The organism is Pseudomonas auratipiscis (genome assembly GCF_036324085.1).
GTDB lineage: Bacteria > Pseudomonadota > Gammaproteobacteria > Pseudomonadales > Pseudomonadaceae > Aquipseudomonas > Aquipseudomonas auratipiscis.
Genome location: NZ_JAZDCU010000005.1, coordinates 140,875 through 160,978 on the forward strand (window position 1 = coordinate 140,875; position 20,104 = coordinate 160,978).

The 20,104-nt window shown below is 60.1% G+C and carries 18 protein-coding genes; 6 read left to right on the plus strand and 12 right to left on the minus strand.

The genetic code is table 11. The features are described 5' to 3' along the window. Positions 1–121: 121 nt before the first annotated feature. From V0R60_RS09000 to V0R60_RS09015, 4 genes are all read right to left on the minus strand, one after another. Positions 122–601, minus strand: a complete 480-nt coding sequence (locus V0R60_RS09000) for a glycine zipper domain-containing protein (RefSeq protein ID WP_203543853.1) — start codon at positions 599–601, stop codon at positions 122–124. Positions 602–813: 212 nt separating this feature from the next. Further along, positions 814–3,150, minus strand: coding sequence for an FdhF/YdeP family oxidoreductase (locus V0R60_RS09005; RefSeq protein WP_330079179.1), 2,337 nt, complete (start codon positions 3,148–3,150; stop codon positions 814–816). Positions 3,151–3,152: 2 nt separating this feature from the next. Further along, complete coding sequence (gene fdhD / locus V0R60_RS09010) at positions 3,153–3,983, minus strand: formate dehydrogenase accessory sulfurtransferase FdhD (protein WP_136474054.1); 831 nt, start codon at positions 3,981–3,983, stop codon at positions 3,153–3,155. Positions 3,984–4,075: 92 nt separating this feature from the next. Then, a complete protein-coding gene (locus tag V0R60_RS09015) occupies positions 4,076–4,963 on the minus strand; it encodes a LysR family transcriptional regulator (protein WP_330079180.1) in 888 nt (295 codons plus the stop codon). 84 nt (positions 4,964–5,047) lie between these two features. Between V0R60_RS09015 and lysM the strand changes: the two genes are divergently transcribed. After that, complete coding sequence (gene lysM, locus V0R60_RS09020; RefSeq protein ID WP_136474056.1) at positions 5,048–5,488, plus strand: peptidoglycan-binding protein LysM; 441 nt, start codon at positions 5,048–5,050, stop codon at positions 5,486–5,488. Here the strand turns inward: lysM and yrfG are convergent, their stop codons facing one another. Continuing rightward, the gene (gene yrfG, locus V0R60_RS09025; RefSeq protein ID WP_203482631.1) at positions 5,489–6,151 is read right to left on the minus strand and encodes a GMP/IMP nucleotidase; all 663 of its coding nucleotides are present in this window, start codon (positions 6,149–6,151) and stop codon (positions 5,489–5,491) included. It abuts the gene before it with no gap. 80 nt (positions 6,152–6,231) lie between these two features. Between yrfG and nudE the strand changes: the two genes are divergently transcribed. Further along, complete coding sequence (nudE, locus tag V0R60_RS09030) at positions 6,232–6,798, plus strand: ADP compounds hydrolase NudE (protein ID WP_330079181.1); 567 nt, start codon at positions 6,232–6,234, stop codon at positions 6,796–6,798. Continuing rightward, complete coding sequence (cysQ, locus tag V0R60_RS09035) at positions 6,795–7,622, plus strand: 3'(2'),5'-bisphosphate nucleotidase CysQ (protein WP_330079182.1); 828 nt, start codon at positions 6,795–6,797, stop codon at positions 7,620–7,622. Before nudE ends, cysQ begins: the two co-directional genes overlap by 4 nt. Here cysQ and V0R60_RS09040 read toward each other — a convergent pair. The 7 genes from V0R60_RS09040 to rfbB are packed head-to-tail and all read right to left on the minus strand — an operon-like array spanning position 7,611 to position 14,690. Next, complete coding sequence (locus V0R60_RS09040) at positions 7,611–8,066, minus strand: YiiD C-terminal domain-containing protein (RefSeq protein ID WP_136474060.1); 456 nt, start codon at positions 8,064–8,066, stop codon at positions 7,611–7,613. The two genes, cysQ and V0R60_RS09040, sit on opposite strands and share 12 nt — an antisense overlap. After that, positions 8,063–9,475 (minus strand): sigma-54-dependent transcriptional regulator, encoded by a 1,413-nt coding sequence (locus tag V0R60_RS09045; protein ID WP_330079183.1) that lies wholly within the window; start codon positions 9,473–9,475, stop codon positions 8,063–8,065. The genes V0R60_RS09040 and V0R60_RS09045 overlap by 4 nt, the downstream gene beginning before the upstream one ends. Next, on the minus strand, positions 9,472–11,286 hold the full coding sequence (locus V0R60_RS09050) for a sensor histidine kinase (protein WP_136474062.1): 1,815 nt from the start codon (positions 11,284–11,286) through the stop codon (positions 9,472–9,474). The genes V0R60_RS09045 and V0R60_RS09050 overlap by 4 nt, the downstream gene beginning before the upstream one ends. A gap of 35 nt (positions 11,287–11,321) precedes the next feature. Beyond that, positions 11,322–12,197, minus strand: coding sequence for a dTDP-4-dehydrorhamnose reductase (gene rfbD / locus V0R60_RS09055; protein WP_330079184.1), 876 nt, complete (start codon positions 12,195–12,197; stop codon positions 11,322–11,324). Then, positions 12,194–12,739, minus strand: a complete 546-nt coding sequence (gene rfbC, locus V0R60_RS09060; protein WP_136474064.1) for a dTDP-4-dehydrorhamnose 3,5-epimerase — start codon at positions 12,737–12,739, stop codon at positions 12,194–12,196. Before rfbC ends, rfbD begins: the two co-directional genes overlap by 4 nt. Then, positions 12,739–13,611 (minus strand): glucose-1-phosphate thymidylyltransferase RfbA, encoded by an 873-nt coding sequence (gene rfbA, locus V0R60_RS09065; RefSeq protein WP_136474065.1) that lies wholly within the window; start codon positions 13,609–13,611, stop codon positions 12,739–12,741. Before rfbA ends, rfbC begins: the two co-directional genes overlap by 1 nt. Beyond that, the gene (rfbB, locus tag V0R60_RS09070; protein WP_330079185.1) at positions 13,608–14,690 is read right to left on the minus strand and encodes a dTDP-glucose 4,6-dehydratase; all 1,083 of its coding nucleotides are present in this window, start codon (positions 14,688–14,690) and stop codon (positions 13,608–13,610) included. The genes rfbA and rfbB overlap by 4 nt, the downstream gene beginning before the upstream one ends. A gap of 195 nt (positions 14,691–14,885) precedes the next feature. Here rfbB and V0R60_RS09075 point away from each other — a divergent pair, with 195 nt between their 5' ends. The 3 genes from V0R60_RS09075 (at position 14,886) to aguA (ending at position 20,021) form a co-directional block, all read left to right on the plus strand. Then, a complete protein-coding gene (locus V0R60_RS09075) occupies positions 14,886–17,792 on the plus strand; it encodes an aminotransferase (protein WP_330079186.1) in 2,907 nt (968 codons plus the stop codon). Between the two features lie 183 nt (positions 17,793–17,975). After that, positions 17,976–18,854: an N-carbamoylputrescine amidase gene (gene aguB / locus V0R60_RS09080; protein WP_136474068.1), complete on the plus strand. Its 879-nt coding sequence runs from the start codon at positions 17,976–17,978 to the stop codon at positions 18,852–18,854. 60 nt (positions 18,855–18,914) lie between these two features. After that, positions 18,915–20,021: an agmatine deiminase gene (gene aguA / locus V0R60_RS09085; protein ID WP_330079187.1), complete on the plus strand. Its 1,107-nt coding sequence runs from the start codon at positions 18,915–18,917 to the stop codon at positions 20,019–20,021. The last annotated feature ends 83 nt before the right edge of the window (positions 20,022–20,104 follow it).

Consider the following 20,104-nt stretch of genomic DNA (forward strand, 5'->3'; position numbering starts at 1 on the left):
GAAAGGACCACGGTGTGAGAGTTAGATCGACTCGAACGGCTTGAGCGGTAACGCGGGGGGCGCTTCGCAGTCCCTGCCGCTGACGGCAGGGACTAAGAGATTGGCTTAAGCCCTTGCGCGATCAGCGGTGGCGCCAGTGCTTCTTGTGCTTGCGATGGCCGTAGTGATGGCCACGGTCGCGGTAGTGACGACGGTCGTCGTAGCCGCGGTTATTACTGTAGTGACGATCTTCTTCGTCGCTCTTCTTGCCCATGTAGTTACCCAGGGCACCACCTGCACCGCCGCCTGCGGCTGCACCGATGTAACCGCCGTTAGTACCACCGACGTTACGACCGATAGCGTTACCACCGGCAGCACCCAGTGCACCGCCAATCGCTGCTTCGCCACGGCTGTGCTTGTTGGCACCCACCGCGCTGCCTGCCGCGCCGCCAAGGCCGGCGCCAATAGTCGAGCCAGTGCTGCCGCCGATCGAGTTACCGACCACAGAGCCCAGTACCCCGCCCAATGCGCCGCCAATACCGGCTTCGGTGGTGCCACCTGCCGAGGCAACGCCACTGAGCAGGCCAAGAGACAACAACAGAATCGAGGAGTACTTCATCAAGAGAGCCTCATAAGGATGACGAGGCGATCCTGAGGCTGGGAAGGGGGGCTGGCAACGAAAATCCGACGAGTAACACGAGTTGTACACAATTCTCTAAGTTACTGTTTTCACTATGAAACTTTCTCGATTTTACGCTGTCTGAGCTTACTTGAGACAAGGCCCCGGCATCGCTGCCAGGGCCTTTTTTTGTGCATGTCGTACAGAAGATTCTGTCAGAGGATGCGGGTATTGTCGCTGGCAGCTTCCAGTTTGATCGCGACAAACTTGGAGGTCGGTGTGTGGCTGCCGTCGCCGACGCTTTCCAACGGTACCAGCGGATTGACCTCTGGATAGTACGCCGCCGCCTGACCCGCAGGGATATCGAAAGCCAACAAGGTAAAGCCCTTGACCCGACGCTCACGGCCATCGCTCCAGAGCGAAACAATATCGGCCTTTTGCCCAGGGTGGAAGCCCAGGCGAATGATGTCGGCCTCGTTGGCGAACAGCACATTGCGCTGGCCCTTGACCCCACGGTAGCGGTCATCGAGGCCATAAATGGTGGTGTTGTACTGATCGTGCGAACGCATCGATTGCATGATCAGGTCCGGCAATTGTCCGGTTGCACGAACGCACTCGTGCAGAAGGTCGTCTGGCAGTTGGTTGGCCTTGAAGTTAGCCAGGCCGCTGGCGGTCTTCCACTGCCGTTGTCCGGCACTGTTGCCCAGGTAGAAGCCGCCAGGATGTTCCAGGCGCTGGTTGAAGTCGTTGAATCCAGGGATGGTGTCGCTGATCAGGTCGCGAATACGGGCGTAGTCGGCCACCAGCCAGTTCCAGTCCACCGGTTTGGCACCCAGGGTGGCCGCGGCGATCCCGGCGACTACAGCAGGCTCCGAGCGCATATGTCGGGACAGCGGCTGCAGTTGGCCGTTGGAGGCATGTACCATGCTGAACGAATCTTCGACAGTAACGGCCTGCGGGCCTTCGCTTTGCTGGTCGACATCGGTGCGTCCCAGGCACGGCAGGATCAGTGCCTGCCGGCCGTGTATCAGGTGACTACGGTTGAGCTTGGTGCTGATCTGCACCGTCAGGTCGCAATTGCGCAAGGCTTGCGCGGTGCGCTCTGTATCGGGTGTTGCCTGGGCAAAGTTGCCACCCAGTCCGATAAAGACTTTGGCCTGCCCCCCGAGCATGGCTGCAATCGCTTCTACGGTGTTGTGGCCATTGTGCCGCGGCACCTTGAATTTGAAGCGTCGTTCCAGGGCATCAAGCAAGCTAACCGGTGGGCGTTCGTTGATGCCCATGGTCCGGTCGCCCTGCACGTTGCTGTGGCCACGCACGGGGCACAGGCCGGCGCCAGGTACACCAAGGTTGCCACGCAACAACATCAGGTTGGCGATTTCCTGAATGGTCGCAACCGAATGGCGGTGCTGGGTGATACCCATGGCCCAGCACATGATGACTTTATTGGCCTTGCAGTACATCCGCGCGGCCTGTTCGATTTCGGCCAGGCTCAGGCCGGATTGAGCCTCGATATGCGCCCAGGAGGTATCGTCCACCGCTTGCAGATAATCGAGCACGCCTTGGGTGTGCTGATTGAGAAACGCGTGATCGAAAACGGCTGGCGCGTTGTTCGCCTGCGCTTCACGTTCCCATTGCAGGAGGAACTTGGCCATGCCGCGTAGCACAGCCATGTCGCCACCCAGGGCCGGACGGAAATAGGCGGTGTTGGTCGGGCGGTCACCGTTGGTGAGCATTTCCAGCGGGTGTTGAGGGTGCTGGAAACGTTCCAGTCCACGTTCTTTGAGGGGATTGATGCACACCACCTGAGCGCCGCGCTTGACCGCTTCGCGCAGCGGCTCAAGCATGCGTGGATGATTGGTTCCGGGGTTCTGGCCCCAGACAAAAATCGCCTCGGCATGTTCGAAGTCGTCAAACGTGACTGTGCCTTTACCGACCCCGACACTTTGGCCCAATGCTACGCCACTGGCCTCGTGGCACATGTTCGAGCAATCGGGAAAGTTGTTGGTGCCATAGGCGCGCACAAACAGCTGATACAAATAGGCCGCCTCATTACTGGCGCGGCCAGAGGTATAGAACTCGGCCTGGTCTGGGCTGGCAAGGTTCTGCAGGTGGCTGGCAATCAGGGCGAAAGCTGCATCCCAGTCAATCGGGCGATAACGGTCGGTGCTCGGTTCATAAACCATCGGCTCGGTCAGCCGGCCCTGGTACTCCAGCCAATAATCGCTCTGGGCGAGCAGTGAGGTTACGCTGTGACGGGCGAAAAACGCGGCATCGACACGGCGTTTGGTGGCTTCCCAGTTCACAGCCTTGGCGCCGTTCTCACAGAACTTCACCATGCCGCTTTCCGGTGAATCGCCCCAGGCGCAGCCCGGGCAATCGAAACCGCCGTTCTGGTTGGTCTTGAGCAGGGCGCGAATGTTCTTCAGGGCGTTGTCACTGCCGATCCAGGCCTGGGCCACACTGCGCAGTGCGCCCCAGCCGCCAGCGGCGCCGTTGTAGGGTTTATAGCGCGGGACGGGCTTCTGATCGGCTTGATGATGCAGGCTCACGGTCAATTCTCCAGCACGGGGCTGTATACCCGTGGCGCACTGTGTTTGGGAATATGAATCAGGTTGAGGTTGTGACGACGCGCCCACTGCAGGGCCAGGCCGGTGGGTGACGACAGGCTGACCAGGGTCTGGATGCCGGCACGCAAGACTTTCTGGATCAACTCCAGGCTGCAGCGGCTGGTGACAATGGCCAGGCCGCCTTCAGGGTTGATTTGCTGGCGCAATAGCGCGCCGATCAGTTTGTCGAGTGCGTTGTGTCGGCCAATGTCTTCGCGACCCAGCAGCAATTCACCCTGGTTGTTCATGAACAATGCCGCATGCACGGCACCGCAGTACTGGCCCAGGGGTTGAAAGTCGTCCATGCGCTGGCGCAGGCCTTCGAGCCAGTGGACAGGCGGCAGGGGGGCGCCAGGCAGGGCGTCAAGCTGCGGCAAGGCCTGGTCCAGTGCTTCGACCCCGCACAGGCCACAACCACTGGTACCGGCAAGTTGTCGGCGCTGGTTCTTCAGGTTCCAGAAGGCACGGCTGGAGATTTCTACTTCGGCGTTGATAGCGGCGCCTTGGCCCTTGAGCTTCAGGTCATAGATGTCATCGAGCGAAGTGATGATGCCGTTGCCGAGGCTGAAGCCGACAATGAAATCTTCGAGGTCCGTAGGGCTTACCAGCATTACCGCCTGGTTGATGCCGTTGTAGGCAATGCCCAGGGCTACCTCTTCAGCCAGCGCTGTGCTGGCCTGGCTGTAATCGGTCAGGTAGTTGTAGTCATAGCGGTTGCTGGCCGCGGGCGCAGTCAGGGGTAGCGACGCCGCGCAGGCCGGAGGTTTTGTACTCATTAGAGGTACCGGCGGCTAGTCTGATTTAAGCCTAGGCTTGCGCTCGGTTACCGTCTAATCGCTATTGCTGATGTTTTGATAGACAGCGTCGATCAGGCATCACTTTGCAATGCTTGGAATTCGGCCAGACAGGCTTCTGCCAGGGCCGAGCGCGGCGCTGTACGCCGCATGATCAGGCCCAATGGCGCGAGGGTATTGGCCTGTTCGATCGGTTGCAGGCGCAACCGATCGGTGAACACTTCCAGACCTGCCGACAATGGCATGATCGCGCAGCACAGTCCGCCACGTACCGCTTGAGCCAACTGATGGACGGCATCGGTTTGCATCAGCAACCGGGGCTTCAGGCCGCGGCTGTGGAAGTTGTGATCGATTGACTGGCGAAAGTGCATGCCGGCTGTCAGTAGACCCAGCGGCAATTCAGTCAGTGCTTGCCAGCTTAAAGGTTGCTCGTCGAAGCAAAAATGATCTGGGTCATACAACAGGCCCATACGGGTTTCACCCAGGGGCAGCGACAGAAAGCGCTCGTGGTCCAGGCGCTCCAGGTAAGACACACCCAGGTCCAGACGGTTGCTGGTGAGTTGGTCGAGGATCTGTTCGGAGCTCAACGCGCTGAGTTCGAAGTTCAGGTCCGGATGGCGTTGGTGCAGGCGTTGCAGCAACGGCAGAGGATCGAAGCTCGACAGCGGCACCACACCCAGGCGCAGATTGCCCACCAAATGACCGCGGCAGGCTGCAGCTTCTGCGTACAAACCATCGTAGGCAGCAATCACGGTGCGGGCCCAGGCCAGTACTCGGTCACCTTGGGCGGTGAAGCCTTCGAAGCGCTGGCCACGATTGACCAGGGCCAGGTCCAGTTCCTGCTCCAGATTGCGCAGACGCATGGACAGTGTCGGTTGGGTTACGTGGCAGCGGGCAGCCGCCTGGCCAAAGTGACGGGTTTCATCCAGGGCGATGAGGAATTTGAGTTGTTTGATGTCCATCGTCGCTCCTTGGCGCAAAGCAGGCGAAGCATTCTAACCTGTCCTAGACTCCAGGCTCCGAGATTCATCACCAAGGAGAGCGGTATGAGCATTTTCAGTTTCATCAAAGAGGCCGGCGAGAAAATCATCGACCTGTTGACCCCAGGTAATGCCAATGCCAGCGACCAGTTGCAAAAGCACGTGGAAGAGGTGGGCCTCGGCAACCCGAACATCAAGGCAACGGTCGATGGCGATAAGGTGACGGTAACGGGTGAAGTTGCCAGTCAGGAAGAGAAAGAGAAAATCCTCCTGGCCCTGGGCAACATTGCAGGGGTTGCCACAGTGGACGATCAGATCACCGTAACCGGACCGGTCGTTGCCGCTGCTCGCTTTGTCGTGGTGAAAAAGGGCGACACCCTCAGCGCGATTTCGCTGGCGGTATATGGCAACGCCAATCTGTACAACAAGATTTTCGAGGCCAACAAACCGATGCTCAAGCACCCGGACAAAATCTACCCGGGCCAGTCGCTGCGCATTCCCGAGTAATCAAAGCCCTTCGAGCAGCGCTCGGTAGTCTTCTACCGCAGCGAACTCTTCGGTATCGCGCGGCCCTTTACGGCTGTCCGGTTGGCGCACCGCAAGCAGGTGCGCCACGCCGAAGTCGCGGGCACTGCGCAGAATCGACAAGGTGTCGTCGATAAACAGGCTGCGGCCTGGTTCAAAGCCGATGTCGTTATGCAAGGCATCCCAGAATTGCGGGTTTTCCTTGGGGAAGCCGTAGTCATGGGAGCTGATCAGACGCTCGAAGTAGGGCGCCAGCTCAACCTTTTCCAGCTTCAACGACAGCGAATCGCGGTGGGCGTTGGTAATCAGGATTACCCGTTTGCCGGCCTGCTTGATCGCCTGCAGAAACGTATCGGCATCTGGACGCAGGGCGATCAGATGGGCGGTCTCCAGCTTCAGGTCGCGTACCGAAAGGTTCAGCTCGCGGCTCCAGAAGTCCAGGCAGTACCAGTTCAGCGAGCCTGCGTGCTGCTCGAACAGCGGCTGCATTTCCAGTTCGGCCATCGCCCGGCTAATGCCATGCAGCTCGGCATAGCGCTGGGGCAGGTGTTCGAGCCAGAAATGGTTATCGAAATGCAGATCCAGCAAGGTGCCGTCCATGTCCAGCAAGACAGTGTCGATGGTGGACCAGGCTAAAACGGGCATATGAAATTCTCGGGCAGTCAGGGCAGCGGTGGCTAGGCAAGCCACGGTATAGTAACCCGTTCACGCCAAGGAGCCGCCTCATGCGCCAGAAACCCACCGTCCTCTCCCGCGAGATTGTCGCCAGCAGCCGTCTGTTTCGAGTTGAAGCTGTGCAATTGCGTTTTGCAAATGGCAACGAGCGCACCTATGAGCGACTTGTGGGGCGTGGCAATGGTTATGGCGCGGTAATGATCGTGGCGATGCTCGATGCCGAGCATGCCGTCCTGGTCGAAGAGTATTGCGGCGGTACCGACGAATACGAGCTGTCCTTGCCCAAGGGCCTGATCGAGCCGGGTGAGGATGTGTTGGCAGCGGCCGACCGTGAGCTCAAGGAAGAAGCCGGCTTTGGCGCCCGGCAGCTTGAGCATTTGACCGAGCTTTCGCTATCGCCGGGTTACATGAGCCAGAAAATTCAGGTGGTGCTGGCCACGGATTTGTATGAAGAGCGCCTGGAAGGCGATGAGCCTGAGCCCATGCGTGTCGACAAGATCAACCTGCGTGAATTGTCTGCCCTGGCGCAGCATCCTCAATTTTCCGAAGGTCGCGCGCTGGCTGCGTTGTACCTGGTGCGTGACCTGCTGACCCAGCGCGGAGTGTTTGGCGTATGAGTGACCAGCAGTTGATGCAACAGGTAGTGAGTTTGGCACGTGAGGCAGGCGAAGCGATTTTGCCTTTCTGGCGTGCAGATGTAGCGGTAACGGCCAAAACCGACGAATCACCGGTCACTGCTGCCGACCTGGCGGCCCACGACGTTATTGCCAAGGGCCTGCAAGCATTGGCGCCAGACATTCCGGTGTTGTCCGAGGAAGATTGCGATATTCCTTTCAGTGAGCGTCAGCAGTGGCAGCGCTGGTGGCTGGTCGACCCGCTCGACGGCACCAAGGAGTTTATTGCCGGAACTGAGGAGTTCACCGTCAACATCGCCCTTATCGAGCAGGGACGGGTGGTGTTCGGTGTCGTGGCGATTCCCACTACCGGCCGTTGTTACTATGGCGGTAAAGACTTGGGGGCCTGGCTTGAAGAGACCCATGGCAAGCCGCGAGCCATCAACGTGCGGCTGGCACCTGCGCCTGGCAGCGCTTTTACCGTGGTCGCCAGTCGCCGCCATTCGAGTCCACAGCAAGAAGCCTTGCTGGCGGGCCTGAGTACCGCAGTAGGCGAGCTGGAGCTGGCAAATATTGGCAGTTCGCTGAAGTTCTGTTTACTGGCCGAAGGTGCAGCTGACTGTTACCCGCGTCTGGCGCCGACGTCGCAGTGGGACACCGCCGCAGCGCAAGGCGTGCTGGAAGGCGCGGGCGGTGAAGTGCTGGGCCTGGATGGCAAAGCCTTCGATTATCCGCCGCGCGAATCGCTGCTCAATCCCTTCTTCCTGGCATTGCCCGCCGCGGCCCCATGGCGCGGCCAGCTGTTGCAACTGGCCTCAACGATGTAGCACGTACTGGCCGCTGAACAGCACGGCGGCCTCATCACTACCGGCATTACTGACCTTGGTGTGCAAATTGAGTCGCGCACGGCCGCGGCGCTGGTAAGTGGCAATGAAGCGCTCCCAGACTTTCTCCTCTGGCGCCTGGCATAGCGCAATTGCCGCACCGGTCACCGGCAGTGGATAACTGATCTGGCCTTCCTGAATGACGATATGCCCATCGTCTATGCCCGCCTCGCGCAGACGCAGGTGCAACCAGCCCCAACCGACCAGTACCGCAGCGCAATACAGGCTGCCGCCGAACATGGTGCTCTTGTGGTTGACGTTGGCCTCCAGCGGTAGCTGCAGGCGCAATTGATGCTGCTGCCAGTCAAGTACCCGCATGCCCATCTCGCGGGTCAGGGGAATGTCGCCGTGCAGCACGGCTTCAAGGTATTGGCTGTCCGTAGTCATGGACGCGGGTCCTCCATCTCGTCGGTGCTGGTAGTACTGTCAGCGAAGCTCAAGCCATGTTTGCGCAGCTTGTCATGCAAAGTCTTGCGCGGAATGCCCAAAGCCTCGGCGAGGCTGCGCATGGAACTGTGGGGTTGAGCCAGTTCGGCGGCGATCAACGAGCGTTCGAACTGCTCGACCTGATCGCTGAGATTACCGCTGCCAACACTGACTGATTGTTGAGGGGCCGCTGCTGGAACGTCGCCATCCAGGGCCAGTTCCAGACCCAGGGCAAAGCGTTCGGCGGCGTTCTGCAGCTCGCGCACATTGCCGGGCCAGTTGTGGCGCAATAGCAGTGCCCGCTGGGCTGGCAGCAAGGTATGCGCCGGTAAGCCATGGCGCTCGCTGGCAGCATCGGCAAAATGCTGGAACAGCACCAGGATGTCATCGCCGCGCTCACGCAACGGTGGAATACGCAGTGGCGCAACGTTCAAACGGTAGTAAAGGTCGGCACGGAAGCGACCCTGATCGGCCGCTTGGCGCAGGTCTTCCTTGGTGGCGGCAATGATGCGGATATCCAACGGGATCTGTTGGTTGCCACCGAGGCGTTCGACCACCCGCTCCTGCAGCAGGCGCAGGAGTTTTACCTGCACATCCAGGCTCATGCTTTCGATTTCATCGAGGAACAACGTACCGCCATTGGCAAACTCGAACTTGCCGATGCGGCGCTTCTGCGCACCGGTGAACGCGCCCGGCTCGTGACCGAACAGCTCGCTTTCGACCACTGATTCGGCCAGTGCCCCTGCGTTGATGGCCACGAACGGGCCGTCTCGGCGGCTCGACAAATCATGCAGGGCACGGGCCACCACTTCTTTGCCCGCGCCGGTTTCGCCCAGAATCAGCACGTCGGCACGGGTTCCTGCCAGCGCTCCGATCTGTTCACGCAGGCGCAACATGGGCGCCGAGTGACCGACCAGACGCGTGCTCAGTTGCTGGCGATCGCTCAGTGCCAGGCGCAGGCTGCGGTTGTCCAGAACCAGGCGGCGCAGGGCCAGGGCGCGGCGCACACTGTCGAGCAGCGCATCGCTGGCGAAGGGTTTTTCAAGAAAGTCATAGGCGCCGGCACGCATGGCCTGGACAGCGAGGGGCACGTCGCCATGCCCGGTAATAAGCAGGACCGGAAGCTCCGGGTCTTGCGCATGGACCTGTTGCAACAGCTCCAGGCCATCGATGCCGGGCATGCGGATATCGCTGACCAGTACGCCGGGCCAGTCGTGTTCTATGCGTCCAGCCAGATTCTGCGCATCGCTCAGGGGCAGGACTTTGAGACCGGCAAGATCCAGGGTCTGGCTCAGGGCTTGGCGCAGGTGCGGGTCGTCGTCGACCAGAATTACCTGTACGCGGCTGTCAATGAGCGGCTCGGTTGTCATGCCGATGGGTCCTCTGAGGTTGGCAAGGTTGCGCCAGGCTTGGCGATGCGTAGTTGCAAGGTGAGCAGAGCGCCACCTTCGGGATGGTTTCCAAGCAGCAACTCGCCGCCCAGCGCACGCATCAAGGTATCGCAGATCGCCAGGCCCAGGCCAAGGCCTTGGGTACGCGTCTTGGTAGTGAAGAACGGTTCGCGCGCCCGGGCCAGCGCTTCGCTGGAAAAACCCGGACCATTGTCGCGAATGTACAGATAGACGTTGCCATCGCGTTGTTCGGCACTGAGTATGAGCTTGCGCGGGTTGGCTTTTTCAGTGAGCGCATCGAGGGCGTTGGCCAACAGGTTGCCCAGCACCTGGCGCAGGCGCGTTTCACCGGCCTGGACCCACAAGGTTGCCTCGGGCAGGTCGCGCACAAGCTCTACCGCCATGGCCCGCCGACGCTTGGCCAGCAGCGCCAGGGCGTCGTCGAGCGCGGGCTGCAAGGCGACGCTTTCCGGTGCATGCCGGTCGCGCCGAGCAAAGGCGCGCAGGTGGGCAATGATCGAGGCCATGCGCCCGGTCAGCTCGCTGATCAGCTTGAGGTTGCTGCGTGCATCGTCGGTGCGCTGGTGATCAAGGAGAATCTCGGCATTTTCGGCATAGCTGCGAATGGCTGCCAGTGGCTGGTTGAGCTCGTGGCTGATGCTCGCCGACATGGTCCCCAGTACCGACAACTTGCCAGCCTGGACCAGTTCGTCCTGGGCACGCACAAGTTCCTGTTGCGCTTGCTCGCGTTCCAGTACCTCGCTTTTCAGTCGACTGTTGAGACCTTCCAGATCGGCAGTGCGCTCGATTACACGTTTTTCCAGCTCCTGGCGTGCATGGGCCTCGAAATCGATGCGGTCCATGTAGTGGCGTCGGCGCTGCATGATCAGGCCCAGCAATAGCATCAGCACCAGCAGACCTGCGCCGCCGATGGCGACCACGGTATTGACCGAGCGATCGATCAGGGTTCGCGGCGCCAGAATACTCACCTGCCAACCGGTTTCCTCGATCGGCTGGGTCTGGATCAGCCAGGCCTCGGGGACCAGCTTCAGTGGCTGCGGAGCCTGGGTCGGGTAGGGCTGGATGGCGGCGATGGCTTCGCGTTCGGAATCGGTTAACGGTCGGGTGGCTCGAAAGCGCCAGTCGGGGCGCGAGGTAAGAATCACCACGCCGTTATGGTCGGTGAGCAACAGTTGCTCAGGCGTCTTGCCCCACAGGGTTTCGGTGTGGTCCAGATCGACCTTGACCACCAGGGCACCGATGATTTCGTCACGGTCGCGCACTGCCGCGGCGAAGAAGTAACCACGCTTGGCCGACGTCGTGCCCTGACCGAAAAAGCGGCCAAGTCGACCTTGGATCGCTTCTGAGTAGTACGGCCTGAAGGCGAAGTTTCGACCCACGAAACTGTCATGCTTGTCCCAGTTGGACGCTGCCAGGGTGTTGCCCCGGGTGTCCATCAGGTACATGACTTCGGCACCGGTCTGGGTGGCGATGTCCTTGAGCAGGCGGTTGGCATTGGTCAGCGTTTCCAGGCGCAATGGATCAGCCAGGGCTGCACGCAGGGCGGGAAGGTCACCGAGGATCTGTGGCAGGGTCTCGTAACGATGTAGCGTACCGAGCAGGTTGGCGACGTACAGGTCGAGGGTTTGGCGGTTCTGCCCGGCGAGTTCGCCTTCGTAGTACTGCTTGGCCAGGTGCTGCAAAGGCCACAGCAACGGTGCCAGGCACACGGCCAGCAATGCCAGACTGCGCCATCGCGGGCGGCGGGGAAGAGGTGGAATCTTGATCATCGTTTATGCGCCAGAAAGCTCTGGCGCATTATGCGCTACTTCAAGCAGTCGATCAGCGCTTGCTGCCAGTGCGGTTGGCTGACCTGCCACTGTTGCTGCAGGCGACTGCAGTCAAGACGCGAGTTCAATGGCCGCGCGGCCGGCGTGGGGTAGTCGCTGGACGGGATAGGTATCAGCTTGGCGCAGGGCAGGCCTTGGGCCTTGAGCTGCTCGCCGATGGCCTGGGCAAAACCGAACCAGGATGTTTCACCCTGTGCAGTCAGGTGGTACGTGCCCCAGGCGCCAGCTTCGCCAGCCAGCCAGCGTTCGATCAGGGCGCGGGTGCTCAGGGCGATGGTACCGGCCCAGGTCGGTGCGCCGATCTGGTCCGCGACGATGCTCAGTTCCGGCTTTTCCTGCAACAGACGCTGCATGGTCAGCAGAAAGTTGCGCCCGTGCCGTGAGTAGACCCAACTTGTTCGCAGGATCAGGTGCTGGCCGCCGACAGCGCTGATGGCCTGTTCGCCCGCCAGTTTGCTGCGCCCGTAGACACCCAGTGGGTTGGGCTGGTCGTCTTCGTTGTAGGGACTGTCCTTACTACCGTCGAACACGTAGTCGGTGGAGTAGTGGATCAGCGGGATCCCCAGTTTCGCGGCCTCTTCAGCGAAGACACCCGGTGCTTGCGCATTGATCGCGAAAGCCAGTTCAGGTTCGCTCTCAGCCTGATCGACTGCTGTATGAGCGGCAGCGTTGATGATCAAATCCGGCTTGAGTGCCTGCACTCGTTCACGAATACCTTCGGGCCGGGCCAGATCGAGTTGCTCACGGCCCAGCACATGCAACTGGCCGAGGTCGCCCAGACGCTGTTGCAGTTCACGGGACACCTGACCGTGCTGGCCACTGATAAGGATGGTGGGTCGACGTGCGGTCATGGCAGCAGTTCTAACTCTTTCAGCGATTTGCCGACCTGGTCCTTGGCGGACAGGATGGGCGCCGAAGTCAGCTGCCAGTCGATGGCCAGGTCCGGGTCATCCCAGCGAATGCAGCATTCGGCTTGTGGGTTGTAGTAGTCGGTGGTCTTGTAGAGAAATTCGGCGCTGTCGCTGAGCACGACGAAACCGTGGGCAAAGCCTTCCGGTACCCACAGTTGGCGACGATTTTCAGCGGACAGCTTTACACCCACCCACTTTCCGAAGTGGGGAGAGCTGCGGCGCACATCGACCGCCACGTCCAATACTTCGCCGTAGGTGACGCGCACCAACTTGCCTTGAGTGTTTTCCAGTTGGTAGTGCAGGCCACGAAGCACGCCTTTCTGCGACTTGGAGTGGTTGTCCTGAACAAAATTGGTGCTAACACCGGTCTGTTCTTTGAACGTTCTGGCGTTGAAGCTCTCGTAGAAGAAACCGCGGCTATCGCCGAACACTTTGGGTTCGAGGATAAGTACGCCGGGCAGATCAGTGTTGATTACATTCATTAGCGTTCTTCAGCCAAACCGTAGAGATATTGTCCGTAGCCGGTCTTGCCAAATGCCTTGGCGCGTTCCAGCAATTGTGAGCGGTCGATCCAGCCTTGCTGGTAAGAGATTTCCTCAAGGCAGGCCACCTTCAAGCCCTGACGGTGTTCGATGGTTTGCACGTACTGCGAGGCTTCCAGCAGACTGTCGTGGGTACCGGTATCGAGCCAGGCAAAACCACGCCCGAAACGCTCGACGCGCAGGTCACCGCGTTGCAGATAGGCATTGTTGACGTCGGTGATTTCCAGCTCGCCGCGCGGCGAAGGTTTGACGTTCTTGGCGATTTCCACCACGTCGTTGTCGTAGAAATACAGCCCAGTCACGGCATAGGGCGACTTCGGCTTGGCGGGTTTTTCTTCGATCGACAGGGCACAGCCGTTTTCGTCGAAGTCGACCACGCCGAAGCGCTCGGGGTCTTTTACCAGGTAGCCGAAAACCGTGGCGCCGGTTGGCTGCTTGATGGCGCGACGCAGTTGTTCGGTGAAGCCCTGGCCGTGGAAAATGTTGTCGCCCAGGATCAGGCAGACCGAATCGTCGCCAATGAACGCTTCACCAATCAAAAACGCCTGGGCCAGGCCGTCGGGGGAAGGCTGTTCGGCGTAGCTCAACTCGATACCAAACTGGCTGCCGTCACCCAGCAATTGCTTGTAGTGAGGCAAGTCGGTCGGGGTGGAGATCAGCAGAACTTCCCGGATACCCGCCAGCATCAGCACCGAAAGCGGGTAGTAGATCATTGGCTTGTCGTAGATGGGCAGCAGTTGCTTGGAAACACCCAGGGTGATCGGGTGCAAGCGAGTGCCAGAGCCTCCTGCCAGAACAATACCTTTTGTCATGCAATTAGATCCTTGTAGTCACTGACGCCCAGTCGTTGTCCTTGATAGCTGCCGTCTTGTACCCGCTGACACCATTCCAGGTTGTCCAGGTACCACTGCACGGTCTTGCGCAGGCCGCTTTCGAATGTTTCTTCAGGTACCCATCCCAACTCGCGCTCGATCTTGCTGGCGTCAATGGCATAACGCAGGTCGTGGCCCGGGCGATCCTGAACGAAGGTGATCAGGTCGGCGTAGTGGGCAACGCCGGTCGGGCGCTGTGGGGCCAGCTCTTCGAGCAGGGCGCAAATACCGCGAACCACATCGATGTTCTTCTGCTCGTTGTGGCCACCAATGTTGTAGGTTTCGCCAACCTGACCTTCGGTGACCACCTTGAACAAGGCGCGGGCATGGTCCTCGACGAACAGCCAGTCCCGTACCTGCAGGCCATTACCGTAGACAGGCAGCGGCTTGCCCGCCAAGGCATTGAGAATTACCAGCGGAATCAGCTTTTCCGGGAAGTGGAACGGGCCATAGTTGTTCGAGCAGTTGGTAATCAGTACCGGCAGGCCATACGTGCGTTGCCAGGCGCGGACCAGATGGTCTGACGCAGCCTTGGAGGCCGAGTACGGCGAGCTTGGCGCGTAGGGCGTGGTTTCGGTGAACAGGTCATCGACGCCGTGCAGGTCGCCATACACTTCATCGGTAGAAATATGGTGGAAGCGAAACGCTGCACGCTCTGCCGCTGGCAGTTTGAGCCAGTAGGCGCGCGCGGCTTCCAGCAGGCTGTAGGTGCCGACGATGTTGGTGTGGATGAAATCCGATGGCCCATCGATGGAGCGGTCAACGTGCGATTCTGCGGCCAGGTGCATGATCGCATCGGGCTTGAAGCGCTCAAGCACAGCGCTCACGGTTGGCTGGTCGGCGATGTCTGCCTGGACAAACTCATAGCGGGTATTGGTCGCAATACGGGTCAACGACTCCAGATTGCCGGCATAGGTCAGCTTGTCGAGGTTCAGGACCTCATGCTCTGTCGTCTGGATCAGATGCCGAATCAGGGCCGAACCGATGAACCCGGCTCCGCCGGTTATGAGTATGCGCATGTCCAATGACCTTTGATGAATCAGATGAAGTTCTACCCAAGCCTAGCTTGCGGCGGGTGGCAAATAGCGCAAGGCAGATACGTCTTTACCGTAGGGTACTTTGGAACGCCTCGTTGTTCATCGCTTTTTCCCTGCCGTACTTGCTTATCGGCAAAAGCAGTGGCGATATAAGCAGCAAAAAAATGAGGTCCCAACATGCCACTCAGTACCTTGCTCCACCGCGCTAGCCAGCCTTGTCCCGATGTCAGCGAGCAACAAGCGCTGCAACTGTTGCAGGAACACTATGGGTTGAGTGGCTCATTGCACTCGCTGGGCAGCCAGCAAGACCTGAACTTTCGTGTCGATAGCCCCCAAGGGCGCTATGTGCTGAAAATCTGCCACGGCGATTATACCGTTGTTGAGCTTGAGGCCCAGCACGCGGCCCTGAGCTATCTGCATGAGCGCGGTCTGCCGGTGCCGGCGGTGATGCCAGCCAAGAGCGGTGCGCAGTTATTGACGCTCGATCAGGCCGGTCAGGCACTGCGCGTGCGTTTGCTCGACTACATAGAAGGTCAGTCACTCACCCGTCTTAAATTCATGCCGGCGCAGTTGATCGCCGAGCTTGGCGGGCTTTGCGCACGTATTGACCAGGCCTTGGCGGATTTCACCCATCCTGGGCTTGAACGTACGCTGCAATGGGACCCACGGCACGCCATTGAGCTGATCGCGCACCTGTCGCCGGTACTCACCGAGGGCGCCCGCAAGGCGCAACTGCTGGCGGCCACCGACAAGGCGCAAAAACGCCTGCAGCCGCTGACCGGGCAATTGCCCATGCAGGCGGTACACCTCGATATCACCGATGACAACGCGGTGTGGCAACGCGACGAGCAGCGCCAGTGGCAACTGCAAGGGGTTATCGATTTCGGCGACCTGGTGCACACCTGGCGGATTGCCGATCTGTCGGTAACCTGTGCGGCCCTGCTGCACCACGCTGAGGGTGATCCGCTGCGCATTCTGCCTGCCGTCCAGGCCTACCATGCGCTAAACCCGCTGACCGACGTCGAACTCAAGGCCCTTTGGCCAATGGTGGTCGCGCGCGCTGCGGTGTTGGTGCTCAGCAGCGAGCAGCAACTGAGTGTCGACCCGGACAATGCTTATATTCGCGACAACCTCAGCCACGAGTGGGAAATATTCGAGGTTGCTACCCGCGTGCCATTCGAGCTGATGGAGGCTGCCATTGCGCAAGTAGCCGGTGGCGATCTGCCGGCCCTGGAGCTGGGTGCCAGTGGTGAGCTGCTGCCCGGCTTGCAAGGCAGCAGTGTCAGCGCGGTGGACCTGGGCGTGTTGAGCAGTCACTTTCAGGCAGGTAACTGGGAACAACCGGGCTTCGACCAGCAATTGCTGCGTGAGCAGGCGGGTGAAAATGGGGCCGCCTGCTCGCTTCACGGCCAATACCGCCTTTCGCAAACCCATATCGACAACCCGCAGGAACCCCGCACTTTCGCGTTGCACGTTGAGTTGCAGGCCCCGGTGAATGAAGTTCAGGCGCCGTGGGCGGGGGTGTGGCTGGCGACCGACGATGGCCAGGGCTGCCTGCAAGGGGAGCAATGCAGCCTGTGGTTGCGTGGGCTGGTCGATGCACCTGAAACCGGTGCACAGATCAGCCAAGGACAACGCCTGGGTCGCAGTGGTGGGCTGTTGAGCATCCAGCTGTGCCGCGTGCCGGGCCTGTGCCCACCGCCATTCGTCGAGCCGTCGCGAGCAGCGGCGTGGAAAGCGCTGTGTCCCTCCCCTCAGGCGTTGCTGGGCTTTGCGTGCGAGGCTGAGCCGCTGGTCGATGCGCAGCAATTGCTGGCGCGGCGCGATGCCAGCTTTGCCCGCTCGCAAAAGCACTACTACGAGCAACCACCGCATATCGAACGTGGCTGGCGCAATTACCTGATCGACATGCAGGGACGCTCCTACCTGGACATGCTCAACAACGTTGCCGTACTCGGCCACGGTCACCCGCGCATGGCCAGCGAGGCCGCGCGCCAGTGGTCGCTGGTGAACACCAACTCACGCTTTCATTACGCCGCCATCGCCGAGTTTTCCGAGCGCTTGCTGGCGCTGGCGCCAGACTCGATGGACCGGGTTTTTCTGGTCAACAGCGGCACCGAGGCCAACGACCTGGCGATTCGCCTGGCGTGGGCCTACAGCGGTGGGCGCGACATGCTCAGTGTGCTGGAGGCTTATCACGGCTGGTCGGTGGCCACCGATGCGATTTCGACGTCCATCGCTGACAACCCTTTGGCGTTGAGTACGCGTCCTGAATGGGTGCACCCGGTGATCGCCCCGAACACCTACCGCGGCGCGTATCGCGGTGAGGACAGCAGCGCAGACTATCTGCGCGATGTTGATGCAAAACTTGAGGCGGTAGCGGCTGCGCAGCGCCAATTGGCCGGTTTTATCTGCGAGCCGGTTTATGGCAATGCGGGGGGTATTTCGCTGCCTGCGGGTTACCTGGAGCAGGCCTACGCCAAAGTCCGTGCGGCCGGAGGGGTGTGCATTGCCGATGAAGTCCAGGTTGGCTACGGTCGCCTTGGCGAATATTTCTGGGGCTTTGAGCAACAGGGTGTGGTGCCGGACATCATCACCATGGCCAAGGGCATGGGCAACGGCCAACCATTGGGCGTGGTGATCACCCGTCGAGAAATTGCCGAAGCGCTGGAAGCGCAGGGCTACTTCTTCTCGTCTGCCGGTGGCAGCCCTGTCAGTTGCCGGATCGGCATTGCCGTACTTGATGTGATGGATGAAGAAGGCCTGTGGGATAACGCCCGGGACGTTGGCCGGCACTTCAAGGCGCGTTTGCAAGGGTTGGTCGATAAACATCCGTTAGCGGGTGCAGTCCATGGTTCAGGCTTTTACCTGGGCCTGGAGCTGGTGCGTGACCGCACCACCCTGGAACCGGCCACAGAGGAAACCACCACGTTGTGCAACCGCCTGCGCGACCTGGGGATATTCATGCAGCCAACGGGCGACTTCTTGAACATTCTCAAGATCAAACCGCCGATGTGCACCACGCGCCAGAGCGTGGACTTCTTTGTCGATAGCATCGACAGGGTGCTGTCGGAAGCGCTCTAGCACGCCGATAAAAGCCGCTTAAGCCGATTGTTATCGGTTTAAGCGGCTTTTTTATGCCTGTAATTTTCGTTTGCGGGCTTCTAAAGCCGATATTTATCGGATATAAAGTTATCCATCATTCCTGCACACAGTCATCGGTCGCCTGCAAGCTCAGTCGGCCCAGTTATCCTCCGAGAGGTTTTCATGAGCCGCACCGTTACCGTCGCCGCCACCCAGATGGCGTGCTCCTGGGATCGCCAGAGCAACCTGGCTACCGCTGAAAAGCTGGTCCGCGAAGCCGCCGCCAAAGGCGCGCAGATCATTCTTATCCAAGAACTGTTCGAAACCCCGTACTTCTGCCAGAAGCCGAACCCGGACTACCTGCAACTGGCAACGCCGGTGGAAACCAACGCCGCCATCGAACACTTCCAGGCACTGGCCAAGGAACTGCAGGTGGTACTGCCGATCAGCTTTTTCGAATTGGCTGGACGCGCACGTTTCAACAGCATCGCGATCATCGACGCCGACGGCAGTAACTTGGGCGTGTACCGCAAGACGCACATCCCGGATGGCCCTGGCTATCACGAGAAGTACTACTTCAACCCGGGCGATACCGGCTTCAAGGTCTGGCAGACCCGTTATGCCAAGATTGGCGTTGGCATCTGCTGGGACCAGTGGTTCCCGGAGTGCGCTCGCAGCATGGCGTTGCTGGGCGCTGAAGTGCTGTTCTACCCGACCGCAATTGGTAGTGAACCGCACGACAAGAGCATTTCCTCGCGTGACCATTGGCAGCGTGTGCAGCAAGGCCATGCCGGCGCCAACCTGATGCCGCTGGTTGCCAGCAACCGTATCGGCAAAGAAGAACAGGACGGCTACGACATCACCTTCTACGGCTCGTCGTTCATTGCCAACCAGTTTGGCGAGAAAGTCGAAGCGCTCAACGAGACCGAAGAGGGCGTGCTGGTGCATACTTTCGACCTGGACAAACTGGAGCACATCCGCAGCGCCTGGGGTACTTTCCGTGACCGCCGTCCGAATCTGTACGGCCCGGTGAAAACCCTCGATGGCGCGCTGGAATCCTGATCATTCAATGACCTCTCCGCAGGCCCTGGTGGCTGCGGCGAACACTGCAAAGGTTTACTCATGAAGACCCTGACCAGCACCCCACGCGCCGATGGCTTCTACATGCCCGCCGAATGGGCGCCGCAAACCCAGGTATGGATGGTGTGGCCCGAGCGCCCGGACAACTGGCGCCTGGGCGGCAAACCGGTACAGGCCGCACACGTGACGCTGGCTCAGGCCATCGCCCGTTTCGAGCCGGTTACCGTTGCCGTTTCGGCCGCTCAATACGACAACGCGCGCGCGCGCCTAGATGCGCCAAACATCCGTGTGGTTGAAATCAGCAACGACGATGCCTGGGTCCGGGACACCGGCCCGACCTTCGTTATCAACCACAGTGGTGAAGTACGTGGCGTTGACTGGGGCTTCAATGCCTGGGGTGGTTTCGAAGGTGGCCTGTACGCGCCGTGGAACCGTGATGAGCAAGTGGCCAGCAAGGTTCTGGAAATGGAACGCTGCCAGCGCTATCACACCGAAGGCTTTGTGCTGGAAGGCGGCTCGATCCACGTTGATGGTGAAGGCACCTTGATCACCACCGAAGAGTGCCTGCTCAACCACAACCGCAACCCGCACCTCAATCGCGAGCAGATCGAAGCGGTGCTGCGTGACCACCTGGCGGTGGACACCATCATTTGGTTGCCAGATGGTCTGTACAACGATGAAACCGATGGTCACGTCGACAACTTCTGTTGTTACGTGCGTCCTGGCGAAGTGTTACTGGCCTGGACAGATGATCCGCAAGACCCCAACTACGCGCGCTGCCACGCCGCACTTGAGGTGCTGCAGAACAGCCGCGATGCCAAGGGACGTGCCTTTACCGTGCACAAAATGCCGATTCCGGGCCCACTGTTTGCCACTGAAGAAGAGTGTGCGGGCGTCGATCCGGTGGCGGGTAGCCAGGAGCGCAACCCTTCGGTTCGCCTGGCGGGCTCCTACGTCAATTTCCTGATCGTCAACGGCGGCATCATTGCGCCGAGCTTCGACGATCCGGCAGATGCCGAGGCTAGAGCGATCCTTGCTAGCGTCTTCCCTGATCATGAAATCGTGATGATCCCCGGACGCGAAATGCTCTTGGGCGGAGGCAACATCCACTGCCTGACCCAACAGCAGCCGGCGCCTTCGAAAGGTTGAGGCATCGCTTATAAAAGAACCCGTCCTTGGACGGGTTTTTTTATGCTTGTTCGACAATCGGTGCGTGCGCTGGCACACCTCTT